The sequence below is a fragment of the Streptomyces sp. NPDC050423 genome (assembly GCF_040655445.1).
Taxonomy (GTDB): Bacteria; Actinomycetota; Actinomycetes; order Streptomycetales; family Streptomycetaceae; genus Streptomyces.
Map to the genome: position 1 here is coordinate 119,754 of NZ_JBFAJY010000001.1, position 25,139 is coordinate 144,892.

Consider the following 25,139-nt stretch of genomic DNA (forward strand, 5'->3'; position numbering starts at 1 on the left):
CCTCTTGACGATTGGTCCAGACCTTCCTAATCTCACCGAACACACTGCGGTGAGCCCGCCATGACAAGACGGGCTCAGGGCGGCGCAGGGTTGCAGTTCACGGACCACCCCCGTTTGTCCGGACCTCACCCGAGGAGCACCGTTGAGCACTGAGACCCCCCGCCGGACCCGATTCAGATTCGGGGCCGGGAAAGCCACCAGATCACGAGCCGTCGCGGGCCTCACCGCACTGCTCCTGCCGCTCGCCGCGATGGTCGGCATGGCCTCCCCGGCCGAAGCAGCGACCTCGGCAACCGCCACGTACCTCAAGAAATCCGACTGGGGCAGCGGCTTCGAGGGCCAGTGGACGGTGAAGAACACCGGCACCACCGCCCTCAGCTCCTGGACCATCGAGTGGGACTTCCCCTCCGGCACCGCTGTCGGTTCCGCCTGGGACGCCACCGTCACCAGCTCGGGCACCCACTGGACCGCCAAGAACGTCGGCTGGAACGGCTCGGTCGCACCGGGCGCCAGCGTCTCCTTCGGCTTCAACGGCACCGGCGCCGGCTCCCCCACGGGCTGCACGCTGAACGGCGCCTCCTGCGACGGCGGCAGCGTCCCGGGTGACAACGCCCCCTCCGCGCCCGGCACCCCCACCGCGAGCTCCGTCACCGACACCTCGGCGAAGCTGAGCTGGAGCGCGGCCACCGACGACCACGGCATCAAGAACTACGACGTCCTGCGGGACGGCGCGGTCGTCGCCACGGTCACCGGCACCACGTACACCGACACCGGCCTCACCGCCGGCACCGACTACTCGTACGCCGTGCAGGCCCGCGACACCGCCGGCCAGACCGGTCCGGCCGGCGGCGCGGTCAAGGTGCACACCACCGGCGGCGGGGGCACCGACCCCGGCGGCCCGGGTACCGGCGGCAAGGTCAACCTCGGCTACTTCGCCGAGTGGGGCGTCTACGGCCGGAACTACCACGTCAAGAACATGGACACCTCCGGTTCGGCCGCGAAGATCACCCACATCAACTACGCCTTCGGCAACGTGACCGGCGGCAAGTGCGCGATCGGTGACTCCTACGCCGACTACGACAAGGCGTACACCGCCGACCAGTCGGTCGACGGCGTCGCCGACACCTGGGACCAGCCCCTGCGCGGCAGCTTCAACCAGCTGCGCAAGCTCAAGGCGAAGTACCCCCACATCAAGATCCTTTGGTCGTTCGGCGGCTGGACCTGGTCCGGCGGCTTCGGCCAGGCGGCACAGAACCCGGCCGCGTTCGCCCAGTCCTGCTACGACCTGGTGGAGGACCCTCGCTGGGCCGATGTCTTCGACGGCATCGACATCGACTGGGAGTACCCCAACGCCTGCGGTCTGACCTGTGACACCAGCGGCCCGGCCGCGCTGAAGTCCCTCACGTCCGCGCTGCGCACCAAGTTCGGCAGCAACAACCTGGTGACCGCCGCCATCACGGCCGACGGCTCCGCGGGCGGCAAGATAGACGCCGCCGACTACGCGGGCGCCGCGCAGTCGCTGGACTGGTACAACGTGATGACGTACGACTTCTTCGGCGCCTGGGACGCGAAGGGCCCGACGGCTCCGCACTCCCCGCTCACCCCGTACACCGGCATCCCGAAGGCCGGCTTCAGCTCCTCCGAGGCCATCGCCAAGCTGAAGGCCCAGGGCGTTCCCGCGTCGAAGCTGCTGCTCGGCATCGGCTTCTACGGCCGCGGCTGGACCGGCGTCACCCAGGACGCGCCCGGCGGCACCGCCACCGGCGCCGCCCCGGGTACCTACGAGGCGGGCATCGAGGACTACAAGGTCCTCAAGAACACCTGCCCCACCACCGGTACCGTCGCCGGCACCGCCTACGCGCACTGCGGCACCAACTGGTGGAGCTACGACACCCCGGCCACCATCTCGTCCAAGATGGCCTGGGCGAAGAACCAGGGCCTGGGAGGCGCGTTCTTCTGGGAGTTCAGCGGGGACACCAGCAACGGTGAACTCGTGAGCGCGATGAACAGCGGCCTCAAGTAGTCACCGCCGCACCGCATCCCGCGTAACCCCGAAAGCACCGGGGAGACAGGTCCGCCCCCTGTCTCCCCGGTTTTCCGTATGTGTGGTGCGAGGCCTCAGGCCACGTTGACCCTCTGGCCGGGCGGTGCCGCCTCCAGCCAGGCGAGGAACCCGGTCAGGGCGTCCTCGCTCATCGCCAGCTCCAGGCGGGTCTCCCGGTGGAGACAGCCGAGCACGACGGCGTCGGAGAGCAGTGCGAGCTCCTCCTCGCCCTCGGGCAGCCGACGGGCGACCACCTCGATCGAGGACCGCTCCAGCACCCGGCGCGGGCGCGGGGAGTAGCTGAAGACCCGGAACCAGTCGACCTTGTCCCCGTGGTAACGGGCGACCCCGTACACCCAGCCCTTGCCCGAGAGATCGGGCTCCACCGGCACATTCCAGCGCAGGCTGCAGTCGAAGGTCCCGCCGGAGCGCTGAATCAGCCGCCGGCGCAGACCGAAGACGAAGAGACCAACCAGGACCAGTGCGACGACCAGCCCGCCCACCCACAGCGCGAGGAACATCTCCACCGACCTCCTCGCGTCATCGAGTAAACGGATACCGCCCGAACTTCACCTGCACCTGCATCGCCTCAGCCGCGACACGGTCTGGAGAGGTCTCCAGCTCGGGCCGCGGCTGAGGGTAAAGACGTTTCGCGGGGTGGCTAGTGCACCGCCACCGCACGCAGTCGCACATCGGCGCGACGCTCGGCGGCGCCGTCCGTGTCCGACTTCGCACGCTCCAGCGCACGCTCAGCGCGCTGGACATCGATCTCGTCCGCCAGCTCGGCGATCTCCGCCAGCAGCGACAGCTTGTCGTCGGCGAACGAGATGAAACCGCCGTGCACAGCGGCGATGACAGTGGAGCCATCGCTCGTACGGATCGTCACCGGGCCCGATTCCAGCACACCCAGAAGCGGCTGGTGACCGGGCATGACGCCGATGTCGCCGGACGTGGTGCGCGCGACGACCAGGGTGGCCTCGCCGGACCAGACACTACGGTCCGCCGCGACCAGCTCGACGTGCAGCTCAGCAGCCAAGGGTGGCTCCTCGGGTCACCACCCGGCGGTCATGCCGGGTGTTGGGTCAATTCTACGGGGCGTGGTGAGGGGGACGGGACGCACCCGCCCCCCTCGGTGAGCCGGAGGCTCAGGAGACGCCGAGCTCCTTGGCGTTGGCCTTGAGGTCCTCGATGCCACCGCACATGAAGAACGCCTGCTCGGGGAAGTGGTCGTACTCACCGTCGCAGATCGAGTTGAACGCGGCGATCGACTCGTCGAGCGGCACGTCGGAACCGTCCAGGCCGGTGAACTGCTTGGCGGCGTGGGTGTTCTGCGACAGGAAGCGCTCGACGCGACGGGCACGGTGGACAACGAGCTTGTCCTCCTCGCCCAGCTCGTCGATACCGAGGATCGCGATGATGTCCTGGAGGTCCTTGTACTTCTGCAGGATCCCCTTGACACGGCTGGCCGTGTCGTAGTGGTCCTGCGCGATGTAGCGCGGGTCCAGGATGCGGGACGTGGAGTCCAGCGGGTCCACGGCCGGGTAGATGCCCTTCTCGGAGATCGGACGGGAAAGAACCGTCGTCGCGTCGAGGTGGGCGAACGTGGTGGCCGGGGCCGGGTCGGTCAGGTCGTCCGCGGGGACGTAGATCGCCTGCATCGAGGTGATCGAGTGACCACGCGTCGAGGTGATGCGCTCCTGGAGCACACCCATCTCGTCGGCCAGCGTCGGCTGGTAACCCACCGCGGACGGCATACGGCCGAGCAGCGTGGAGACCTCGGAGCCGGCCTGCGTGAAGCGGAAGATGTTGTCGATGAAGAGCAGCACGTCCTGCTTCTGCACATCGCGGAAGTACTCCGCCATGGTCAGGGCGGACAGTGCGACCCGCAGACGGGTGCCCGGCGGCTCGTCCATCTGGCCGAAGACCAGCGCGGTCTTCTCCAGGACGCCCGACTCGGTCATCTCGTCGATGAGGTCGTTGCCCTCACGGGTGCGCTCGCCGACACCGGCGAACACCGACACACCGTCGTGCAGCTTCGCCACACGCATGATCATTTCCTGGATGAGGACCGTCTTGCCGACGCCCGCACCACCGAACAGACCGATCTTGCCGCCCTTGACGTACGGGGTCAGCAGGTCGACGACCTTCAGGCCGGTCTCGAACATCTCGGTCTTGGACTCGAGCTGGTCGAAGGCCGGGGCCTTGCGGTGGATCGGCCAGCGCTCGGTGATCTGAGCCTCGGCGTCCGGGTCGTTCAGGATCTGACCAAGGGTGTTGAACACCTTGCCCTTGGTGATGTCGCCGACCGGCACCAGGATGCCGGCGCCGGTGTTGGTCACCTGGGCCTGGCGGACCAGACCGTCGGTGGGCTGCATCGAGATCGCACGGACCACGCCGTCACCCAGGTGCTGGGCGACTTCGAGGGTCAGTGTCTTGCGGGCACCGTCCTCGGCCGGGTCCGCCACCTCTACGTGCAGGGCGTTGTAGATCTCCGGCATGGCGTCGACGGGGAACTCCACGTCGACGACCGGGCCGATGACCCGGGCGACGCGGCCCGTGGCAGCGGCCGTCTCAACTGTCGTCGTCATTACTTGTCACTCCCCGCGGACGCGTCGGACAGAGCACCTGCACCGCCGACGATCTCGCTGATTTCCTGGGTGATTTCGGCCTGGCGGGCCGCGTTGGCAAGCCGGGAGAGGCTCTTGATGAGATCCCCGGCGTTGTCGGTCGCCGACTTCATCGCGCGGCGGCGGGCAGCGTGCTCGGAAGCGGCTGCCTGCAGCAGTGCGTTGTAGATACGACTCTCGACGTAGCGCGGCAGGAGGGCGTCGAGGACGTCCTCCGCCGACGGCTCGAAGTCGAACAGCGGAAGGATCTCGCCCTTCGCCGTGCTCTCCTGTGCGGCCTTGTCGAGCGAGAGCGGCAGCATGCGGTCGTCGACCGCGTTCTGCGTCATCATCGACACGAACTCGGTGAAGACGATGTGCAGCTCGTCGACGCCGCCCTCGGCCGTGTCCTTCTGAATGGCCTCGATCAGCGGCGCGGCGACCCTCTTGGCATCCGAGTACTCCGGGCTGTCGGTGAAGCCCGTCCAGGACTCCGCGACCTTGCGCTCGCGGAAGCCGTAGTAAGCGACACCCTTACGGCCGACGATGTACGCGTCGACCTCCTTGCCCTCCGCCGCGAGCCGCTCCCGGAGCCGCTCCGCCGCCTTGAGGGCGTTGGCGGAGTAGCCGCCGGCCAGACCGCGGTCGCTCGTGATGAGCAGAACCGCGGCGCGGGCCGGGGCCTCGGCCTCGGTGGTGAGCGGGTGATTGGTGGTGGAGCCGGTCGCGACCGCGGTCACCGCACGGGTGAGCTCGGCCGCGTACGGCATCGACGCCGACACCTTGCGCTGCGCCTTGACGATGCGCGAGGCGGCGATCATCTCCATCGCCTTGGTGATCTTCTTGGTCGCGGTGACGGCTTGGATGCGGCGCTTGTAAACGCGAAGCTGAGCGCCCATCGATCAGCCCTCGCCCAGAAGCTTGCCGTCCGAGGTCTCGAACTGCTGCTTGAAGGCGGCGATCGCGTCGGCAACCGACTGCAGCGTGTCGTCGGACATCTTGGCGCCCTCGGCGATGCTGGTCAGGAGGTCCTTGCGCTCACGGCGCAGGTACTCCAGCAGCTCGCTCTCGAAGCGGCGGATGTCCTCGACCGGGACGTCGTCCATCCTGCCCGTGGTGCCGGCCCAGACCGAGACGACCTGCTCCTCGACCGGGAACGGGGCGTACTGCGGCTGCTTCAGCAGCTCGACCATGCGCTTACCGCGCTCCAGCGAGGCCTTCGAGGCCGCGTCCAGGTCGGAACCGAAGGCGGCGAACGCCTCCAGCTCGCGGTACTGGGCGAGGTCCACGCGGAGTCGGCCGGAGACCTGACGCATGGCCTTGTGCTGGGCGGAGCCACCGACTCGCGAGACCGAGATACCGACGTTCAGGGCCGGACGCTGGCCGGCGTTGAACAGGTCGGACTCCAGGAAGCACTGGCCGTCGGTGATGGAGATGACGTTGGTCGGGATGAACGCCGACACGTCGTTCGCCTTGGTCTCGACGATCGGGAGGCCCGTCATCGAACCGGCACCCATCTCGTCGGAGAGCTTGGCGCAGCGCTCCAGCAGACGCGAGTGGAGGTAGAAGACGTCGCCCGGGTAGGCCTCACGGCCCGGCGGACGGCGCAGCAGAAGCGACACGGCGCGGTACGCGTCGGCCTGCTTCGAAAGGTCGTCGAAGATGATCAGGACGTGCTTGCCCTGGTACATCCAGTGCTGGCCGATGGCCGAACCGGTGTACGGCGCCAGGTACTTGAAGCCGGCCGGGTCGGACGCCGGGGCGGCGACGATGGTCGTGTACTCAAGCGCGCCGGCCTCTTCGAGGGCACCGCGCACGGAGGCGATGGTGGAGCCCTTCTGACCGATGGCGACGTAGATGCAGCGCACCTGCTTGTTCACGTCGCCCGAGCGCCAGTTGTCACGCTGGTTGATGATCGTGTCGACAGCCAGCGCGGTCTTACCCGTCTGACGGTCACCGATGATCAGCTGACGCTGGCCGCGGCCGATCGGCACCATGGCGTCGACGGCCTTGTAGCCGGTCTGCATCGGCTCGTGCACCGACTTACGGACCATGACGCCAGGGGCCTGCAGCTCGAGGGCGCGCCGGCCATCGGTCGCGATCTCGCCGAGACCGTCGATCGGGGTGCCGAGCGGGTCGACGACGCGGCCGAGGTAGCCCTCGCCGACGCCGACGGAGAGCACCTCACCGGTGCGCTGCACCGGCTGGCCCTCCTCGATTCCGCTGAACTCGCCGAGGACGATCGCACCGATCTCGCGCTCCTCGAGGTTGAGGGCGAGACCGAGGGTGCCGTCCTCGAACTTCAGCAGCTCGTTCGCCATGGCGGAGGGCAGGCCCTCCACCTTCGCGATGCCGTCGCCGGCAACGCTGACCGTACCGACCTCCTCGCGCGAGGCCGCGTCCGGCTTGTACGACTGGACAAAGTTCTCCAGCGCATCCCGGATCTCCTCCGGCCGGATCGTGAGCTCCGCCATCTGGGTTCCCTGCTCTCCTTGTTGGGCCCGAAGTTTCTTAAGGGGGTCTGGGGGCCGACCCCCAGGAATCTTCTGCAATTTCTGCACGGCCCAACCGGGCCGCTGGTCTTGCTCTGTCTCTGTTACTGCGCCGGGCAGGGTCAGCCGGCCATCCGCCGGGTCGCCTCGTCGAGGCGCTCCGCGATGGTGCCGTTGACGACCTCGTCACCGACCCGCACCGTGACTCCGCCGAGGACCTCGGGGTCCACGTCGAGATTCAGGTGCATCTGGCGGCCGTAGATCTTCGCCAGAACGGCGCCGAGGCGCTGCTTCTGCCGATCGCTCAGCGGCACTGCCGAGGTGACGATCGCGACCATGCGGTCACGGCGCTCCGCGGCGAGCTTGGAGAGGGAGTCGAGTCCCTCCTCCAGGCTACGTCCCCGGGGCTGGGTGACAAGCCGCACGATGAGGCGCTCGGTGACGGGCCGCGCCTTTCCGCCGAGCAGGCTGCGCAGCAGCTCGCCCTTGGCGGCGGAGGTCGCGGTCCGGCTGGTGAGCGCGGCGCGCAGCTCCGGGTCGGAGGCGACGATCCGGCCGAACCGGAACATCTCGTCCTCGACGTCGTCGAGGTCTCCGTTGCGCTGGGCGGCGGTGAGGTCCGCGGTGTTCGCCAGTTCCTCGACCGAGTCGACCAGGTCACGCGACTGCGACCAGCGCGAGCGGACCATGCCGGAGACCAGATCGACGGCTTCGCCGCCCACCTGGCCGCGCAGCAGACGTCCGGCCAGCTCGGCCCTGGCCTCGCCGGCCTGGGCCGGGTCGGTCAGGACCCGGCGCAGCGACACCTCGCGGTGCAGCAGCGCCGTGACTCCGGCCAGGTCCTCGGCGAGCTTCGCCACATCGACCGACGTGCTGTCGGCCAGTGCGTCGAGACGCTCGCGTGCGGCAGCCAGTGCCTCGCGGCTCGCGCCGTTCATCGGACGGCCTCGGCCTTCGCCTCGAGCTCGTCGAGGAAGCGGTCGACGGTGCCGCTCTGCCGGGCGTGGTCCTCAAGGGACTCGCCGACGAGCTTGCCGGCCAGGTCGGTGGCGAGCTTGCCCACGTCCTGGCGCAGCGCGGACGCCGCGGCCTTGCGGTCGGCCTCGATCTGGGCGTGGCCCGCAGCGACGATCTCCTCGCGCTGCCGCTGGCCTTCCGCCCGCATTTCCTGCAGGATCACGGCGCCCTGCTCCTGCGCCTCCTGGCGCATACGAGCGGCTTCGTGGCGGGCCTCGGCGAGCTGAGCCTTGTACTGCTCAAGAACACTCTGGGCCTCGGTCTGAGCCGCATCGGCCTTTTCGATGCCGCCTTCGATGGCCTCGCGACGCTCGTCCAGAACCTTGTTGATGTTCGGGAGGAGCTTCTTGGCGAGGAAGCCGAAGACGATCAGGAAGGCGATGAGGCCGATGACGAGCTCAGGGATCGGCGGGATGAGAGGGTTTTCCGTCTCAGCCGCGATCGTAAGCAACTGGCTCACGTCAGTGCCTTTCGTCTAGGTGGCTGGTCGTGGATCCGAAGATCTACTTGATGCCGTAGACGAACGGCATGACCAGACCGATGAGGGCGAGCGCCTCACAGAAGGCGAAGCCGAGGATCTGGTTGGCGCGAATGAGACCGGCAGCCTCGGGCTGACGGGCCAGTGCCTGGGTGCCGTTACCGAAGATGATGCCGACGCCGACGCCGGGACCGATGGCGGCGAGGCCGTAACCGATGGAGCCGATGGAGCCGGTGACGGCGGCAAGGGTCTGGGACATGCCAGTTCTTCCTTCTCTTTCACGGACCGGTGGGGGTTGGCCACCGGACGAATAACGGTCGGCGCGCGAGGTGCTCAGTGGTGCTTGGCGAGCGCGCCCTGGATGTAGGTGCAGGTCAGGAGTACGAAGACGTATGCCTGCAGCGCCTGGATGAAGAGCTCGAAGGCGGTCATCACGATGGTCATCACGAAGGAGACGCCCGCGTAGGCGAAGCCGATGCCGTTGAGCAGGTACCAGCTGGCGATCGTGAACAGCAGCAGCAGCGTGTGGCCTGCAAACATGTTCGCGAAGAGTCGCACCGCGTGGGTGAAAGGCCGGATGAGCAGGTTCGAGAAGAACTCGATCAACATGGCCAGAGGCAACACCGGGCCGAGCGACTTGTCGTACCCGGTGAAGTTCTTGAAGGCGCCGACAAAGCCGTGCCGCTTGAAGGTCAGGCTGACCCACAGGACATAGACGATGATTGCCAGCACGGCGGGGTAGGCGATGATCGCCGTCACCGGGAACTGGGCGACCGGGATGATCGACCAGAGGTTCATCATCCAGACGAAGAAGAACAGCGAGACGACGAGCGGGACGTACTTTTCGCCCTCGCGCTTGCCGAGCGTCTCGTAGACGATCCCCCGGCGGATGAAGTCGTATCCGGTCTCGGCAACCATCTGCAGCTTGCCCGGGACGACCTTCGGCTTGCGGAAGGCGGCCCAGAAGAAGCCGACGATGACGATCGAGCCGAGCAGGGCCAGCAGCATCGGCTTGTTGAAGTACAGGTTGCTGTCCGCGTCGCCCCAGAGGGGTTCGAACAGGAACGAGTGCAGGCCGGGTGCCGGGAAACCACAACCGGAGAAGATGTGGCAATCGGTCTCGAAGGCGAGCACCTGTGTTGGGTCAGCACTCACCGCGGGCTCCTTCAGCGTGGCGCATAGGTACGGCAACCTCGATGTGTCGGCGCGGCGCGCAGCCGCGGTTCGGCACTGGACTGGTGTTACGGATGTGTGAGCGGCAGTCAGGCAATGAGCCTCGCGATCGAGCAGGCGTCAGCTCACATGCCCGCGCCCGCAGTGCCGCAGTTGGAACCGGACGATAGCAGGGTCCTGAACTCGCACTTATCCCGCCCCTACCCTTCACGACCGGGACCCCGTGTTCTGGGGCTTCTCGCCCTTGCCGGACTCGGGTTCGACGTAAAGGATCTTGGCCTTCATGTGTGCACGCGCCTGTGCGCCGATCCACACGAGAGTCCCCGCGACCAGTGTGATCGCGAAGGCCTTCGGGTTGAACATCGTGGTGTTCTTGAATACGGCTACGAAGATGACCAGCAGGAGCAGCTGAGCCGTGTACAGCATCAGCCCCATCGCCTGGAACAGGTGGGGCAGGGACCTGGCGGTCCGTTGCAGGACCACCAGTCCGATACCCATGAAGAGGATGACCACGATCGTCGCAACGATCGCGCCCAGGGCTCCCTTTCCACCGGCGACGCCAGCGCTGACCGCGGCGGCGACAGCGCCGGCGGCAACGGTGGGGACGGCGGTCTGGAGGAGAGTCCGGACGTCGTTGGACGGCATGGCGGCAGCTCCGCTTGCTGGGGGTTGGCAGTGTGTCGTCATGGACGAGCGTAGGCCCGGTCCGAGTCGATGCCTCGGGCCAAGGGACCGTGCTACTCAGGTCCTTCGACTCCGTCACCGGGCTTCGTGAACGGTATCACAAACTATTTGATGAGGTCTTTACCTACAATGTGTGGTCGCTGTCACACGTGAGAGTTACTCGTCGCGTGTGAGCGGGGCAACTCAACCAGCTGTCTGGTAATGCCCCTTGCTGACCGAATCATCGACGCGTCGAGCCGGCCTTGCGTCGGTCCGTGAAACGCGAACGGGGGCCGACGGCGGTCGCCCCGTTGACGCCGGAGACTCCTGCGGCGACCGGGGCCCGTGGGGCGGGCTCGGGTCCGTCCTGTCCCATCTGGGCATCCGGGGGCGCCTGTTGGCCGTCCGTCGCCCCTGCGCCGTGCTCCGCGTCCTGACGGCGCCGCCGGCGGTAGCGGGGCGGCACGATGCGCTGCGCCCACAGCGGGGCGCGCGGGGTGAAGCGGGGCATCAGCAGCAGGATCAGGCCGAGCGCGCTCAGGCCCACGATCACCAGGACGATCCACATCGACGCCGAGTGCACGGAGTAGCCGACCGCGCCGAAGGCGATCAGGGCCGACCAGAAGTACATGATCAGCACCGACCGGCTGTGCGAGTGGCCGATCTCCAGCAGCCGGTGGTGCAGGTGGCCACGGTCGGCGGCGAACGGCGACTGGCCGTTCCACGTGCGGCGCACGATCGCCAGCACCAGGTCCGCCGCCGGGATCGCGATGATGGTGAGCGGCAGCAGCAGCGGGATGAAGACCGGCAGCATCGCGTGGGTCGCCTGGCGCTCACTGCCCTCGAAGATCTTCATGGTGTCCGGGTCGACCTGACCGGTCACCGAGATCGCGCCGGCGGCCAGGACGAGGCCGATCAGCATCGAGCCGGAGTCGCCCATGAAGATCCGCGCCGGGTGCATGTTGTGCGGCAGGAAGCCGAGGCACATGCCCATCAGGATCACCGTGAAGAGCGTCGCGGGGGCGGCCGCCTCGATCGTGTGTCCGTACCAGAGCCGGTAGGTGTACAGGAAGAACGCGGCGGACGCGATGAGGACCATGCCGGCCGCCAGGCCGTCCAGGCCGTCGACGAAGTTCACCGCGTTGATCGTGATGACGACCAGGGCGACCGTGAGCAGCGTGCCCTGCCACTGGGTGAGCGCGACGGTGCCGACGCCCGGGATCGGCAGCCACAGGATCGTCAGGCCCTGGAGGACCATGACCGCCGCGGCGATCATCTGTCCGCCCAGCTTGATCAGGGCGTCGATCTCGAACTTGTCGTCCAGGACGCCGATCAGCCAGATCAGCGCGGCCCCGGAGAGCAGTGCTCGCGGTTCGCTGGAGAGGTCGAAGACGCCGTCGAGGTTGGCCAGGTGATCGGCGACGATCAGACCGGCGCACAGCCCGCCGAACATGGCGATGCCGCCGAGCCTCGGGGTCGGTTCCCGGTGGACGTCACGCGCACGGATCGCGGGCATCGCCCCGACCGCGATGGCGAATTTCCGCACCGGGCCGGTGAGCAGATACGTCACCGCCGCCGTGACACAGAGCGTCAGCAAGTAATCACGCACGGGCTGCCCCACAAATGTCGCCGGCCATCTCAGCCCACACCTTAACTACGTCGGCCTCATGGTTGAGGACACAGAGGTACCCGCGATGGTTGCACGGGCCACCCTCATTCAGGGCATAGGGCCCATGTCACCCCGGGTACGGCGGGAATTTCGCCGCCAGTTCCCGTACCTCCGCCAGGACGTCGCCCTCCTCGCGCACCGCCGCGCCGAACAGCGCCGCGAGCCGTGCCATGGCGGCGTCCCCCATGCCCTGGGTGGTGACGGCCGCGGTGCCCAGCCTGATGCCGCGGGCGTCCCCGTACGGAAGCGCGCAGGTGTCCAGCACCAGGCCGGCCGCCGCCAGCCGGGCGCGGGCGGTGTGACCGTCCGCACCGAGCGGGGCCGGGTCCGCGACGATCAGGTGGGTGTCCGTGCCGCCGGTGGTGACGTCGAAGCCCTCGGCCTCCAGGCCGGCGGCCAGCACCCGGGCGTGGGACACCACACGGTGGGCGTACGCGGCGAAGGCCGGGGTCGCCGCCTCGTGGAACGCGACGGCCTTCGCGGCCACCGTGTGCAGCTGGGCGCCGCCCTGGGTGAAGGGGAAGACCGCCCGGTCGATCCGCTCCGCCAGCTCCGCGCCGCACAGGATCATTCCGCCGCGCGGCCCGCGCAGCACCTTGTGCGTGGTGGCGCAGACGACGTCCGCGTACGGAACGGGGTTCGGCGCCGCTCCCCCGGCGATCAGTCCCATCGGGTGCGCGGCGTCGGCGATGAGGTAGGCGCCCACCTCGTCGGCGATCTCCCGGAACCGCTCGTGGTCCGGGTGGCGCGGATAGGAGATGGAACCGCTGACGATCGCCTTGGGGCGGTGGGTGCGGGCCAGTGCGCGGACCTGGTGGTAGTCGATCAGTCCGCTCTCGGAGTCCACCCCGTAGCCGACGAAGTCGAACCAGCGGCCGGAGAAGTTGGCGGGTGAGCCGTGGGTGAGGTGTCCGCCGTACGGGAGGCCCATCGCGAGGACCGTGTCACCGGGCTTCAGGAGGGCCGCGTACGCCGCGAGGACGGCCGAGGAGCCGGAGTGCGGCTGGACGTTGGCGTGCTCGGCGCCGAAGAGCGCGGTGGCCCGGCGGACGGCGATGCGTTCGGCGGCGTCCGCCTGTTCGCAGCCGCCGTGGTGCCGCTTGCCGGGGTAGCCCTCGGCGTACTTGTTGGCGAGCGGCGAACCGAGGGCCGCCAGGACCGCGGGCGAGGTGAAGTTCTCGGCGGCGGTCAGCTGAAGTGTGCCCGACTGCCGGCGCAGCTCCGCCAGCAGCACATCGGCGATCTCCGGGTCCTCCCGGAGCAGGGCGCCGAAGTCCTGCGGCAGGGTGGCCGGGGGTGCGGCGGAAGCGGTGACCGGCATCGGGGGGCTCCGGGCCTGGGAGAAGTGCGCTGACGTCAGCTCCAATGTAGGCCCGCGGCGGGCCCGCTGCCCGCTGTCACGGCCCGCGGTGCACCCGTCCGGACCCCGCGCCGGTCAGCGCGGAGTCGATACGCCGGTCAGCGCGGTGACGACCGGCTCCAGGGCCTGGTTGATCTCGTCGCCGATGGACCGGAAGAACGTGATCGGGGCACCGTACGGGTCGTACACCTCGTCGGCCTCGGCGGTCGGGGCCAGCAGCCAGCCGCGCAGCGCGGCGGCGGCGCGCACCAGCGCGCGGGCGCGCTCGACGACGCCCTCGTCCTTCGCGTCGGGCAGCGTCGCGTGGTCTATCGCCCGGACCAGCCGGGTGAACTCCTTGAGCGTGAAGGTCCGCAGACCGGCCGAGTGACCCATCGAGATCACCTGGGCCCGGTGGTCGCGGGTGGCGGTGAGCACCAGGTCGGCGCGGATCACGTGCTCGTCCAGCAGCTCACGGCCGACGAACCCGGTGGCGTCGGCGCCGAAGTCGGCGAGGACCACCTCGGCGTTGGCCTCCATCGGGGCGCCCTCGTGCCCCCAGGTGCCGGCACTCTCCACGATCAGGCCGCCCTGGAGCGGGTCACCGAGTCGGTCCACGAGGGCATGGCGGGTCAGCCGCTCGGTGATCGGTGAGCGGCAGACATTGCCGGTGCTGACGTGGAGGATGCGGAAAGTGTCGCTCTGCCCCGCTATGCCACGCCCCTCAGGGGCGGTCAATTGGCCACCTCGAGGTCGGGTACCACCTTGCGCAGCTCCTCCGCGGAGAGCGCGCCGGCGCGCAGCAGGACCGGCACCTTGCCGGTGACGTCGATGATCGAGGACGGGACGATGCCCGGCGTCGGACCGCCGTCGAGGTAGACGGAGACGGAGTCACCGAGCATCTCCTGGGCGGCGTCGCAGTCCTCGGGCGAGGGGTGTCCGGTGAGGTTGGCGCTGGAGACGGCCATCGGGCCGACCTCCGTGAGCAGCTCGATGGCGACCGGGTGCAGCGGCATCCGGATGGCGACGGTGCCGCGGGTGTCGCCGAGGTTCCACTGGAGGGACGGCTGGTGCTTGGCGACGAGCGTGAGGGCGCCGGGCCAGAAGGCGTCCACGAGCTCCCACGCCTGCTCGGAGAAATCGGTCACCAGGCCGTGCAGGGTGTTCGGGGAACCGATCAGGACGGGCGTCGGCATGTTGCGGCCGCGGCCCTTGGCGTCCAGCAGGTCGGCGACGCCCTCGGAACTGAAGGCGTCCGCACCGATCCCGTACACCGTGTCGGTGGGCAGCACGACCAGTTCGCCGCGGCGGACGGCGGACGCGGCCTCGCGCAGACCCGTCGTACGGTCCGTCGCGTCGTTGCAGTCGTATCGCCGTGCCATCAGCCGGCCTCCTCAAGCATGTTCGGGTAGGGCTGGTACGGGTCGGGCCGGTGGTGGCCGCCGGTCACGGCATCGCCTTGCGGGCCGTGGCGAACCGGGGGCGGTTGTTCAGGTCGGGGTGGTCGGCCGCGTCGGCCCAGCCCCGCTCCTCGGTGAAGATCCACGGCACCTGGCCGCCCTGGGTGTCGGCGTGCTCGATGACGACGAGTCCGCCGGGGCGCAGCAGGCGGTGCGCGGTGCGCTCGATGCCGCGGATGGTGTCGAGGCCGTCCTCACCGGAGAAGAGGGCCATCTGGGGGTCGTGGTCGCGGGCCTCCGGGGCCACGTACTCCCATTCGGTGAGCGGGATGTACGGCGGGTTGGAGATGACCAGGTCGACCTGTCCGTCGAGCTCGGGAAGGGCCGTCAGAGCGTCTCCGCGGTGCACGGTGACCCTGGAGTCCTCGGCGTTCTTCCTGGTCCATTTGAGGGCGTCCTCGGACAGCTCCACGCCGTGCACGCGCGAGCGCGGCACCTCCTGGGCCATGGCGAGGGCGATGGCACCCGATCCCGTGCACAGGTCGACGATCAGCGGCTCGACCACGTCCATCGCGCGGACGGCGTCTATCGCCCAGCCGACCACCGATTCGGTCTCCGGGCGGGGCACGAAGACACCGGGTCCCACCTGGAGCTCCAGATAGCGGAAGAAGGCGCGTCCGGTGATGTGCTGGAGCGGTTCGCGGGCCTCGCGCCGGGCGATGGTCTCCCAGTAACGGGCGTCGAAGTCGGCGTCCGGCACATTGTGCAGCTCGCCCCGCTTGACGCCGTGCACGAACGCGGCGAGTTCCTCCGCGTCGAATCTCGGCGAAGGCACACCGGCGTCGGCCAGCCGCTGGGTGGCCTGGGCCACCTCGGCGAGCAGCAGGTTCATCGCGGTTCTCCGTACAGGTTCACGAGCGGTGCGGGTGGTGGAGCTTACGCGGCGGCGAGCTTGGCGGCGGAGTCGGCGTCGACACACGCCTGGATCACGGCGCCCAGATCGCCGTCGAGCACCTGGTCCAAGTTGTACGCCTTGAAGCCGACGCGGTGGTCCGAGATGCGGTTTTCCGGGAAGTTGTAGGTACGGATCTTCTCGGAACGGTCGACCGTGCGCACCTGGCTGCGCCGTACGTCCGAGGCTTCCTGCTCGGCGGCCTCCTGGGCGGCGGCGAGGAGCCTGGAGCGCAGGATGCGCATGGCCTGCTCCTTGTTCTGGAGCTGGCTCTTCTCGTTCTGGCAGGAGGCCACGACGCCGGTGGGCAGGTGCGTGATGCGGACGGCGGAGTCCGTGGTGTTGACGGACTGGCCGCCGGGTCCTGACGAGCGGTAGACGTCGACCCGCAGGTCGTTGGCGTGGATCTCGACTTCGACCTCCTCCGCCTCGGGCGTGACCAGCACACCGGCGGCGGAGGTGTGGATGCGGCCCTGGGACTCGGTGGAGGGCACCCGCTGCACACGGTGCACGCCGCCCTCGTACTTCATCCGGGCCCAGACGCCCTGGCCGGGTTCGGTGGCCCCGTTGCCGCCCTTGGTCTTCACGGCGACCTGGACGTCCTTGTAGCCGCCGAGCTCGGACTCGGTGGAGTCGATGATCTCGGTCTTCCAGCCGACCCGCTCGGCGTAGCGCAGGTACATGCGCAGCAGGTCCCCGGCGAACAGGGCGGACTCGTCGCCGCCCGCGCCCGCCTTGATCTCCAGGAGCACGTCCTTGTCGTCACTGGGGTCACGGGGTACGAGCAGGAGGCGGAGCTTCTCGGTGAGCTCCTCGCGCTCCTTCTCCAGGTCCTTGACCTCGGCGGCGAAGTCCGGGTCGGCGGCGGCGAACTCGCGGGCCGTCTCGATGTCGTCGCCGGTCTGCTTCCAGGAGCGGTACGTGGCGACGATCGGGGTCAGCTCGGCGTAGCGCTTGTTGAGCTTGCGCGCGTTGGCCTGGTCGGCGTGGACCGACGGGTCCGCGAGCTTCTTCTCAAGATCGGACTGTTCGCCGATCAGGTCCTCGACCGCCTCGAACATCTTCGGGCTCCTGGTTTCTTCGCTCGACGTACTGCGTACTGCCGGCCGGCGGGATGCCTGCCGGGCGGGATGCGGGGATGCCGTGTCCCGGCCGGAAAAAACGCCGGTCTCGACGCCCCCGGGAAGAGGGCGCCGAGAACCGGCGCAGTTGGCTCGCTACTTGCTGGCGGAGCCGGCGGCCTTGCCGAAGCGGGCCTCGAAGCGGGCCACACGGCCACCGGTGTCGAGGATCTTCTGCTTGCCCGTGTAGAACGGGTGGCACTCGGAGCAGACGTCCGCACGGATGGCGCCGCTGTCCAGGGTGGACCGGGTGGTGAACGACGCGCCACAGGTGCAGCTGACCTGGGTCTCGACGTACTCGGGGTGAATCTCGCGCTTCAAGGGTGACTCCTAGTTTCGGGAGGGCGCCGGGTCGTACACGCTGATTGCGTGTCCGTGAACCGGGGCCGACGTACCAGTCTGCCAGGACCGGCCGTATCTCCCAAAACCGGGGTCTGCCCGGAACTATTCCCGGGCACTCCCGGTCACTGAACGATGCCGCCCGCGTCACCCTTGTCGCCCGCCGACTTCTCGGTGGCCGAGGCGGGGATCGGCGCGTCGTGCCGGAGCGCCGTCCAGACCTGCTGTCCGGCCTTCTCCTGCGGTATGACGCGGTTCGGGTCGGCCGGGTCGTACTCGACCGGCAGGGTCACCATGTGGACGTCGTCGGCGCCGAGCCCCTTGAGTCCGTTGGCGAAGCCCGCGAGCTGCTTGACCGAGCCCAGGTCGGAGTCGGTCGTGATGGCCTTGGTCGCCGTGTCCGCGAGGCCGTACAGCTTGGTTCCGTCGAGGACGCCTACGCTCTTCGCCTGCACCATCAGCGCCTTGATGAAGGCCTGCTGGAGCTGGATGCGGCCGAGGTCGCTGCCGTCGCCGACGCTCTTGCGGGTGCGGACCAGGCCGAGCGACTGCTCACCGTCCAGGGTGTGGGTGCCCGGCTCCAGGTTCAGATGGCTCTTGGAGTCGTTGATCGCCTGCTTGGTGGTGATCTTGACCCCGCCGAGCTTGTCGATCAGCTTCTTGAAGCCGGTGAAGTCGACTTCGAGGTAGTGGTCCATCCGGATCCCGGACATCGACTCGACGGTCTTGACCGCGCAGGCCGGTCCGCCGACCTCGTACGCGGTGTTGAACATCGCGCGCTGTTGGCCCGGGACGTCGGCGCCGCTCTCGTCGCTCTTGCACTCGGGCCGGGTCACGAGGGTGTCGCGGGGGATGGAGACGACGCTCGCCGTCTTGTGGCCCTTGTTGACGTGGACGACCATCGCGGTGTCCGAACGGGCGCCGCCCTCGTCGACGCCGTACTGCTGGTTCGCACCGGAGCGGGAGTCGGAGCCCAGGACGAGGATGTCCTCGGAGCCGTTGTCGACGTTCTGGGGGCGGTTCTTGCCGAGGGCGTTGTTGATGTCGACGGCCTTGAGATTGCCGTCGAGCTGGAAGTAGGCGTAACCGAGCCCTCCCCCGCCCACGAGGACGAGGCCGGCCAGACTCCATGCGGCTATGACGGTCGCCCTGCGGCGGCGGGACGGCTTCCTCCGGCGTTTGCCGGTGGCCCGTATTCGGCTGTCGCTCCCGCTCTGTCCGGTCATCCGTCTCCTCGTTCCCTCGGCTGCGCCCGGCTACCCCCTGCTCGGTGTGCGGGTGTCCGTGCGCCGCTTTGTCGCTCTTTGGGTACGACGCCACGGCGACAAGAAGGGTTGCACAGGGCGCCGTGGCCTCCGGGTAAGCGCAGAGCGGCCTCGCGGAGTGCGGGAACAACCGGTGTTCCGGCGCTCACCTGCGGTTTCTTGCCCGATACAGGCAATGCGGGGCGGGGGCGACGCCCGGTGGCCGTGTGGCGAAGGTCTCGGATCGGCAACGACGCAGGGCCGCCCCCGGCACCGAAGTGGCGGGGGCGGCCCTGGGTACGGCTGCCGAGCGGGTACGACTAGTCGTTGTTGCCCGGGGCCGGCGTCGTCTTCTGGATCTGGAGCAGGAACTCCGCGTTGGACTGGGTCTTCTTCATCCGGTCCAGGAGGAGCTCGATCGCCTGCTGCTGGTCCAGCGCGTGGAGCACCCGGCGCAGCTTCCAGACAATCGCCAACTCGTCACTGCCGAGCAGGATTTCTTCCTTACGGGTGCTGGACGCGTCGACGTCCACCGCCGGGAAGATGCGCTTGTCGGAGAGCTTGCGGTCGAGCTTGAGCTCCATGTTGCCGGTGCCCTTGAACTCCTCGAAGATCACCTCGTCCATGCGCGAGCCGGTCTCGACCAGCGCGGTGGCCAGGATGGTCAGCGAACCGCCGTCCTCGATGTTCCGCGCGGCACCGAAGAAGCGCTTCGGCGGGTACAGCGCGGTCGAGTCGACACCACCGGACAGGATGCGGCCGGAGGCGGGGGCCGCGAGGTTGTACGCGCGGCCCAGGCGGGTGATCGAGTCCAGCAGGACGACCACGTCGTGACCCAGCTCGACGAGACGCTTGGCGCGCTCGATGGCCAGCTCGGCGACGGTGGTGTGGTCCTCGGCGGGACGGTCGAAGGTCGAGGAGATGACCTCGCCCTTCACCGACCGCTGCATGTCGGTGACCTCTTCCGGACGCTCGTCGACCAGGACGACCATCAGGTGGCACTCGGGGCTGTTGACCGTGATCGCGTTGGCGATCGCCTGGAGGATCATGGTCTTACCGGTCTTCGGCGGGGCCACGATCAGGCCTCGCTGGCCCTTGCCGATGGGGGCGACCAGGTCGACGATGCGCGTCGTCAGGATGTTGGAGTCGGTCTCCAGACGGAGCCGGTCCTGCGGGTACAGCGGCGTCAGCTTCTGGAACTCCGGGCGGCCGCGGCCGGTTTCGGGCGCCATGCCGTTGACCGTGTCGAGGCGGACCAGCGCGTTGAACTTCTCGCGGCGCTCGCCGTCCTTGGGCTGGCGCACCGCACCGGTGACGTGGTCACCCTTGCGCAGGCCGTTCTTGCGGACCTGGGCGAGCGATACGTACACGTCGTTCGGGCCCGGCAGGTAGCCGGAGGTCCGGATGAACGCGTAGTTGTCGAGGATGTCCAGGATGCCCGCGACGGGGATCAGGACGTCGTCGTCGGTGACCGGCGGTGCGTCACTCGCGAAGTCGTCGCGGCCACGGCGGCCACGGCGGTCGCGGTAACGGCCACGACGGCCGCGACGGCCGCCCTCGTCGTCGAAGTCGTCCTGCGGTCCGCCGCCACCCTGCTGACCCTGGCTCTGGCTCTGGCTCTGGTTCTGCCCCTGGCCCTGGCCCTGGCGCTGCTGACGCTGGCCGCCCTGGCCACCGCCCTGCTCGTCGCCGCCCTTGCCGCGGCGGTCGCGCTGGCGCTCACGACGGTCACCGCGGTCGCCGCGGTCACCACGCTCGCCGCGCTGGCCACGGTCCTGGCGGTCGCCCCGGCGGCCCTCGGCGTTGTCCGCGGCGGCCTCGGCCTTGGGCTCGGAGCGGTCCTCGGCGGGCGTCTCGCGCTTCGGCTCGTCCTGCGTACGGTCCTTGGCCTGCGCCTTGGTCTCCGTCTTCGTCTCCGTCTTGGTCTCCGGGCTGCCCGCCTGAGCGGTCGCGCGGCGCCGGCGGCGTTCGCCCGCGGGCTGCTCGTCGCTGGCCGGCTGGCCGGGGATGTCGATCTGCTGCTGGTCCGCGGCCTTGTCGGCGGGAGCGGCGGCCGGGGTCTCGTCCCCGGCGCCGGTGCGCGCCTTGGAGGTGGCCCGGCGCTTCGGCTTGGTCTCGGCCTCTTCGGCGGGGGCCGCGGCGGCGGCCTTGGCCTTGGGCGCGGAGGAGCCGCCGGCCTGGGCCTCCTTGATGACCTCGATCAGCTGGCTCTTGCGCATCCGCGCAGTGCCCTTGATGCCGAGGCCGGACGCGACCTGCTGCAGCTCGGCCAGGACCATGCCGTCAAGGCCGGTGCCGGAGCGGCGGCGCCGTGCGGTGGTGCCAGTGGCAGCACCTTCGGCGGGCGCGGCGCTGTCGACGTTCTTGTCGGCAGTCACGCCCATCAGATCGGTGGTGTCGCTCACGAAGGGTCCTTCCCTGGAGCGGACGTCGGCCTTCTGGCTCGGCGACCGGTTGTGCTGTCCGACTGCGGTCTTTGGTTGTGCGGACCGTGCCGGGGCGGTGGTCCGCCGGGTAGGTACGGCGGAGAGATGAACGTGTGCATGGGCTCGGCGCGAGCATCCCCCTGCTCGGCCCACTCCTGGACGAGCGAGAGGGTGTCGTGCCGGTTCCGGAGCGTGCTCGAAACTGCTCAGGCAGGCTGCTCAGGCAGTTGGGGAGGCTCCCGGAAGAAATGGTGGTCCCGGAAAGGGACACGAAGCAACGCGCCTCATAGACGTCGATTGCAGACTTGAGGTTAACACTACCGGCTCCAACAACATTCCCCCTCTCACGCACCGGCAATCACTTCTCGGCTACGGGGCGAGCGGCAGCACACTCGCACCCTGGACGTCGAGAGTCAGCCGGTTGGCCGCCCAACCCTCGCCCGCCAGCCGTGCGACCTTGTCGGCCGCACCGTCCTCGGCCAGTGCCAGCACGGTCGGCCCGGCACCGGAGATGACCGCGGGGACGCCGTCCGCGCGCAGTCGGTTCACGAGTTCCACGCTCTGCGGCATCGCCGGGGAGCGGTATTCCTGGTGCAGCCGGTCCTCGGTGGCGGTGAGCAGCAGCTCGGGGCGCCTGGTCAGGGCCTCGACGAGGAGGGCGGCACGGCCCGCGTTGAAGGCGGCGTCGACATGCGGGACCGAACGCGGCAGCAGTCCGCGGGCGGTCTCGGTGAGCACCGGGTTGCCGGGGACGAAAACCACCGGAACGATGGAATCCGCGGGGTCCATCCTGATGGCGCGGGCCGATCCGCCGTCCATCCAGGCGAGCGTGAACCCGCCGAGGAGACAGGCCGCGACGTTGTCCGGGTGACCCTCGATCTCGGTGGCGAGCTCCAGCAGGGCCGCGTCGTCGAGCCGGGCGTCACCGCCGGTCGTCACGGCACGGGCGGCGACGATTCCGGCGCAGATGGCGGCGGAGGACGAGCCGAGGCCGCGTCCGTGCGGGATGCGGTTGGCGCAGACGATCTCCAGGCCGCGGGGCTGTCCGCCGAGCAGGTCGAAGGCGGTGCGCAGGGACCGTACGAGCAGGTGGTCCTCGTCGCGGGGCAGCGTGTCCGCGCCCTCACCGGCGATGTCGATGTGCAGTCCGGCGTCGGCGACGCGGACGACGACGTCGTCGTACAGCCCCAGCGACAGGCCGAGGGCGTCGAAGCCCGGACCGAGGTTGGCGCTGGTTGCGGGGACGCGCACCCGTACGGCGGCGGCTCGGAAGGCGGGACCGGCCATCGCTCTGACGACTCTCCTTGTGAGGCGGCGGGGAATTTCGGAGTGCCGCGAGATATTTGGGGTCTCTCTGCGGCTCTTCGGGTTCTTCTGGGCTTCTTGCGGACTTCTTCGGGGTTTTCGGGGATTCGTCAGGGCGATTGCGGCGGCGGGTATTGCGTAAGTCCGGGATGGGACCGACGGCCGCAACGACCTGCGCACCCCGGGCATATGCGGCGGGGTGGGTTGGGTACAGCTTATCGAAGGAAGGTTCTGTGGCGACATAGGGCGCACAGGAGGCGCACGATGCGTGTCGCAAGCTGCCGGTGCGCTCTCCGCCCCGGAAACGGCCGTTGCGCCGCCTTCCCGACGAATCCGCCGCCGCGCCGCCGTGCGGCGCGGCGGCGGGTACTACGCGAGGCCCAGCTTCTCGGCGGCGGCGACCGCGTCGACCGGCACCGTGACCGGCTGGGGGGCGCCGGCGACGGCCCAGTCCGGGTCCTTCAGGCCGTTGCCGGTGACCGTGCAGACGATGCGCTGACCCCGGTCGACCTTGCCCTCTTCGGCGGCCTTGAGCAGGCCGGCGACCGACGCGGCCGAGGCGGGCTCCACGAAGACGCCCTCCTGGGAGGCCAACAGCCGGTAGGCGGAAAGGATCTGTCGGTCCGTCACCTCGTCGATGAAGCCGCCCGACTCGTCCCGCGCGTTGAGCGCGAACTGCCAGGAGGCCGGGTTGCCGATCCGGATGGCGGTGGCGATGGTGGACGGGTCCTTGACGACCTCGCCGCGCACGATGGGCGCGGAGCCGGAGGCCTGGAAGCCCCACATCCGCGGCTTGTGCGTGGACAGGCCGTCCCGGGCGTACTCCGTGTAGCCCTTCCAGTACGCGGTGATGTTGCCCGCGTTGCCGACCGGGAGGACGTGGATGTCCGGGGCGTCGCCGAGCGCGTCGACGATCTCGAAGGCCGCGGTCTTCTGGCCCTCGATACGGACCGGGTTGACCGAATTGACCAGCGCCACCGGGTAGTTGTCCGAGAGCGAGCGGGCCAGCGTCAGGCAGTCGTCGAAGTTGCCGTCGACCTGGAGGATCTTGGCGCCGTGCACGAGCGCCTGCCCCATCTTGCCGAGCGCGATCTTGCCCTGCGGCACCAGGACGGCGCAGACCATCCCGGCGCGGACCGCGTAGGCGGCGGCGGAGGCGGAGGTGTTGCCGGTGGACGCGCAGATGACGGCCTGCGCACCCTCCTCCTTGGCCCGGGTGATCGCCATGGTCATGCCGCGGTCCTTGAAGGACCCGGTGGGGTTGGCGCCCTCGACCTTGAGGTGCACCTCGCAGCCCGTGCGCTCGGAGAGGACCTGAGCGGGGACGAGCGGCGTGCCGCCCTCACGGAGCGTGACGACCTGCGTCGTGCTCGTGACCGGGAGACGGTCCCGGTACTCCTCGATGATGCCGCGCCACTGGTGGGTGCCCTTGGTGGTCATGGGTCCTTACTCCCCTTCAACACGCATGATGCCGGCGACACCGCGTACGGTGTCGAGCTTGCGCAGCGCCTCGACGGTCCCGGAGAGGGCGGCGTCGGGCGCGCGGTGGGTGACGACGACGAGCGAAGCCTCGCCGCTCTTGCCCACCCGTCGCCCGCCGCCACCCTGCTCGATACCGACTTCGTCGCCGCTGCCTGAATTTCGGCCTTTCTGGCGGACCGTATCGATGGATACGCCCTGTTCGGCGAAGACCGTCGCGACCTGGGCGAGTACGCCAGGCTTGTCGGCCACGTCGAGACTGATGTGGTAGCGCGTGACGACGTCGCCCATGGGACTGACCGGCAGGCGCGTGTACGCGGACTCGCCGGGGCCGGGGGCCTCGTTGAGCTTGTTGCGGCAGACCGCGACGAGGTCGCCGAGGACCGCGGACGCGGTCGGCGCGCCACCGGCGCCGGGGCCGTAGAACATCAGCTGCCCGGCCGCCTCGGCCTCGACGAACACCGCGTTGTACGCCTCGCGGACCGAGGCCAGCGGGTGGCTGAGCGGGATCATCGCGGGATGCACGCGGGCCGTGACGGACTGCCCGTCGGCGGCGCGCTCGCAGATGGCGAGGAGCTTGACGGTGCAGCCCATGCGGCGGGCGGAGGCGATGTCGGCGGCGGTGACCTCGGTGATGCCCTCGCGGTGCACGTCACCGATCCGCACCCGGGTGTGGAAGGCGATTCCGGCGAGGATCGCGGCCTTGGCGGCGGCGTCGAATCCCTCGACGTCGGCGGTCGGGTCGGCCTCGGCGTATCCGAGGGCGGTGGCCTCGTCGAGTGCCTCGGAGTACCCGGCGCCGCTCGTGTCCATCTTGTCGAGGATGAAGTTCGTGGTGCCGTTGACGATGCCAAGGACCCGGTTGACCTTGTCGCCGGCGAGGGACTCGCGCAGCGGGCGGACGAGCGGGATGGCGCCGGCCACGGCGGCCTCGTAGTAGAGGTCCCGGCCGTGCTGCTCGGCGGCGGCGTGCAGGGCGGCGCCGTCCTCGGCGAGCAGCGCCTTGTTGGCGGAGACGACGCTCGCGCCGTGCTCGAAGGCGGTGGTGATGAGCGTGCGGGCGGGCTCGATGCCACCGATGACCTCGATGACGACGTCGATGTCACCCCGTTTGACCAGGGCGGTCGCGTCGGTGGTGATCAGTGCGGGGTCGATGCCCTCACGCACCTTCGAGGGCCGGCGCACGGCGACACCGGCGAGCTCCACCGGCGCGCCGATGCGCGCGGCGAGGTCGTCGGCGTGCGTCGTCATGATGCGGGCCACCTCTGAGCCGACCACTCCACAGCCCAGCAGCGCCACCTTCAGCGGACGCGTACGCATCATCCGACCTCGTTTCCTTTACATCTGATGTATGGACCAGTCTCACTCACCGGACGGGCGTTCCTGCCACCC

At 69.3% G+C, this 25,139-nt stretch carries 23 protein-coding genes; 1 reads left to right on the plus strand and 22 read right to left on the minus strand.

Annotated features, from left to right (window positions below):
- The first annotated feature begins 142 nt into the window (after window positions 1-142).
- Entirely contained in the window at window positions 143-2,023 is a 1,881-nt protein-coding gene (locus AB0I52_RS00445) for a glycoside hydrolase family 18 chitinase (protein WP_363067461.1), read from the plus strand.
- A 95-nt stretch (window positions 2,024-2,118) separates the two neighbouring features.
- Here AB0I52_RS00445 and AB0I52_RS00450 read toward each other — a convergent pair whose 3' ends face one another.
- From AB0I52_RS00450 to AB0I52_RS00555, 22 genes are all read right to left on the minus strand, one after another.
- The gene (locus AB0I52_RS00450) at window positions 2,119-2,565 is read right to left on the minus strand and encodes a DUF2550 domain-containing protein (RefSeq protein WP_363067809.1); all 447 of its coding nucleotides are present in this window, start codon (window positions 2,563-2,565) and stop codon (window positions 2,119-2,121) included.
- Window positions 2,566-2,705: 140 nt separating this feature from the next.
- Entirely contained in the window at window positions 2,706-3,080 is a 375-nt protein-coding gene (locus AB0I52_RS00455) for a F0F1 ATP synthase subunit epsilon (protein ID WP_123461680.1), read from the minus strand.
- Window positions 3,081-3,189: 109 nt separating this feature from the next.
- Window positions 3,190-4,632, minus strand: a complete 1,443-nt coding sequence (atpD, locus tag AB0I52_RS00460; protein ID WP_363067463.1) for a F0F1 ATP synthase subunit beta — start codon at window positions 4,630-4,632, stop codon at window positions 3,190-3,192.
- Window positions 4,632-5,549 carry a F0F1 ATP synthase subunit gamma gene (locus tag AB0I52_RS00465; RefSeq protein ID WP_363067465.1) on the minus strand — a complete coding sequence of 306 codons (918 nt, stop codon included), beginning with the start codon at window positions 5,547-5,549 and terminating at the stop codon, window positions 4,632-4,634. The genes atpD and AB0I52_RS00465 overlap by 1 nt, the downstream gene beginning before the upstream one ends.
- A 3-nt stretch (window positions 5,550-5,552) precedes the next feature.
- The gene (gene atpA / locus AB0I52_RS00470; RefSeq protein ID WP_363067467.1) at window positions 5,553-7,124 is read right to left on the minus strand and encodes a F0F1 ATP synthase subunit alpha; all 1,572 of its coding nucleotides are present in this window, start codon (window positions 7,122-7,124) and stop codon (window positions 5,553-5,555) included.
- Window positions 7,125-7,264: 140 nt separating this feature from the next.
- Window positions 7,265-8,080, minus strand: coding sequence for a F0F1 ATP synthase subunit delta (locus AB0I52_RS00475; RefSeq protein WP_363067469.1), 816 nt, complete (start codon window positions 8,078-8,080; stop codon window positions 7,265-7,267).
- Entirely contained in the window at window positions 8,077-8,619 is a 543-nt protein-coding gene (locus tag AB0I52_RS00480) for a F0F1 ATP synthase subunit B (RefSeq protein WP_362963148.1), read from the minus strand. Before AB0I52_RS00480 ends, AB0I52_RS00475 begins: the two co-directional genes overlap by 4 nt.
- Window positions 8,620-8,662: 43 nt before the next feature.
- Window positions 8,663-8,896 (minus strand): ATP synthase F0 subunit C, encoded by a 234-nt coding sequence (gene atpE / locus AB0I52_RS00485; protein WP_100568043.1) that lies wholly within the window; start codon window positions 8,894-8,896, stop codon window positions 8,663-8,665.
- A gap of 74 nt (window positions 8,897-8,970) precedes the next feature.
- Entirely contained in the window at window positions 8,971-9,807 is an 837-nt protein-coding gene (gene atpB, locus AB0I52_RS00490; RefSeq protein WP_363067811.1) for a F0F1 ATP synthase subunit A, read from the minus strand.
- Window positions 9,808-10,017: 210 nt separating this feature from the next.
- Window positions 10,018-10,455, minus strand: coding sequence for a hypothetical protein (locus AB0I52_RS00495; RefSeq protein WP_363067471.1), 438 nt, complete (start codon window positions 10,453-10,455; stop codon window positions 10,018-10,020).
- 259 nt (window positions 10,456-10,714) lie between these two features.
- Window positions 10,715-12,094, minus strand: coding sequence for an MraY family glycosyltransferase (locus AB0I52_RS00500; RefSeq protein WP_363067473.1), 1,380 nt, complete (start codon window positions 12,092-12,094; stop codon window positions 10,715-10,717).
- Window positions 12,095-12,209: 115 nt separating this feature from the next.
- Window positions 12,210-13,463 carry a serine hydroxymethyltransferase gene (gene glyA, locus AB0I52_RS00505; RefSeq protein ID WP_363067475.1) on the minus strand — a complete coding sequence of 418 codons (1,254 nt, stop codon included), beginning with the start codon at window positions 13,461-13,463 and terminating at the stop codon, window positions 12,210-12,212.
- Between the two features lie 114 nt (window positions 13,464-13,577).
- Window positions 13,578-14,219 carry a protein-tyrosine-phosphatase gene (locus AB0I52_RS00510; RefSeq protein ID WP_363067477.1) on the minus strand — a complete coding sequence of 214 codons (642 nt, stop codon included), beginning with the start codon at window positions 14,217-14,219 and terminating at the stop codon, window positions 13,578-13,580.
- Complete coding sequence (locus AB0I52_RS00515) at window positions 14,216-14,863, minus strand: L-threonylcarbamoyladenylate synthase (protein WP_363067479.1); 648 nt, start codon at window positions 14,861-14,863, stop codon at window positions 14,216-14,218. Before AB0I52_RS00515 ends, AB0I52_RS00510 begins: the two co-directional genes overlap by 4 nt.
- A gap of 64 nt (window positions 14,864-14,927) precedes the next feature.
- Complete coding sequence (gene prmC, locus AB0I52_RS00520) at window positions 14,928-15,773, minus strand: peptide chain release factor N(5)-glutamine methyltransferase (RefSeq protein WP_363067482.1); 846 nt, start codon at window positions 15,771-15,773, stop codon at window positions 14,928-14,930.
- Window positions 15,774-15,817: 44 nt separating this feature from the next.
- Window positions 15,818-16,894: a peptide chain release factor 1 gene (gene prfA, locus AB0I52_RS00525; RefSeq protein ID WP_363067484.1), complete on the minus strand. Its 1,077-nt coding sequence runs from the start codon at window positions 16,892-16,894 to the stop codon at window positions 15,818-15,820.
- A gap of 156 nt (window positions 16,895-17,050) precedes the next feature.
- A complete protein-coding gene (rpmE, locus tag AB0I52_RS00530) occupies window positions 17,051-17,275 on the minus strand; it encodes a 50S ribosomal protein L31 (protein ID WP_362963132.1) in 225 nt (74 codons plus the stop codon).
- 143 nt (window positions 17,276-17,418) lie between these two features.
- On the minus strand, window positions 17,419-18,519 hold the full coding sequence (locus tag AB0I52_RS00535) for an LCP family protein (protein WP_363067486.1): 1,101 nt from the start codon (window positions 18,517-18,519) through the stop codon (window positions 17,419-17,421).
- A gap of 338 nt (window positions 18,520-18,857) precedes the next feature.
- Entirely contained in the window at window positions 18,858-20,942 is a 2,085-nt protein-coding gene (gene rho / locus AB0I52_RS00540; RefSeq protein ID WP_363067488.1) for a transcription termination factor Rho, read from the minus strand.
- 390 nt (window positions 20,943-21,332) lie between these two features.
- Window positions 21,333-22,250, minus strand: a complete 918-nt coding sequence (thrB, locus tag AB0I52_RS00545; RefSeq protein WP_363067490.1) for a homoserine kinase — start codon at window positions 22,248-22,250, stop codon at window positions 21,333-21,335.
- 387 nt (window positions 22,251-22,637) lie between these two features.
- A complete protein-coding gene (gene thrC / locus AB0I52_RS00550; RefSeq protein WP_363067492.1) occupies window positions 22,638-23,708 on the minus strand; it encodes a threonine synthase in 1,071 nt (356 codons plus the stop codon).
- 6 nt (window positions 23,709-23,714) lie between these two features.
- On the minus strand, window positions 23,715-25,070 hold the full coding sequence (locus tag AB0I52_RS00555; RefSeq protein ID WP_363067494.1) for a homoserine dehydrogenase: 1,356 nt from the start codon (window positions 25,068-25,070) through the stop codon (window positions 23,715-23,717).
- Window positions 25,071-25,139: the final 69 nt, after the last annotated feature.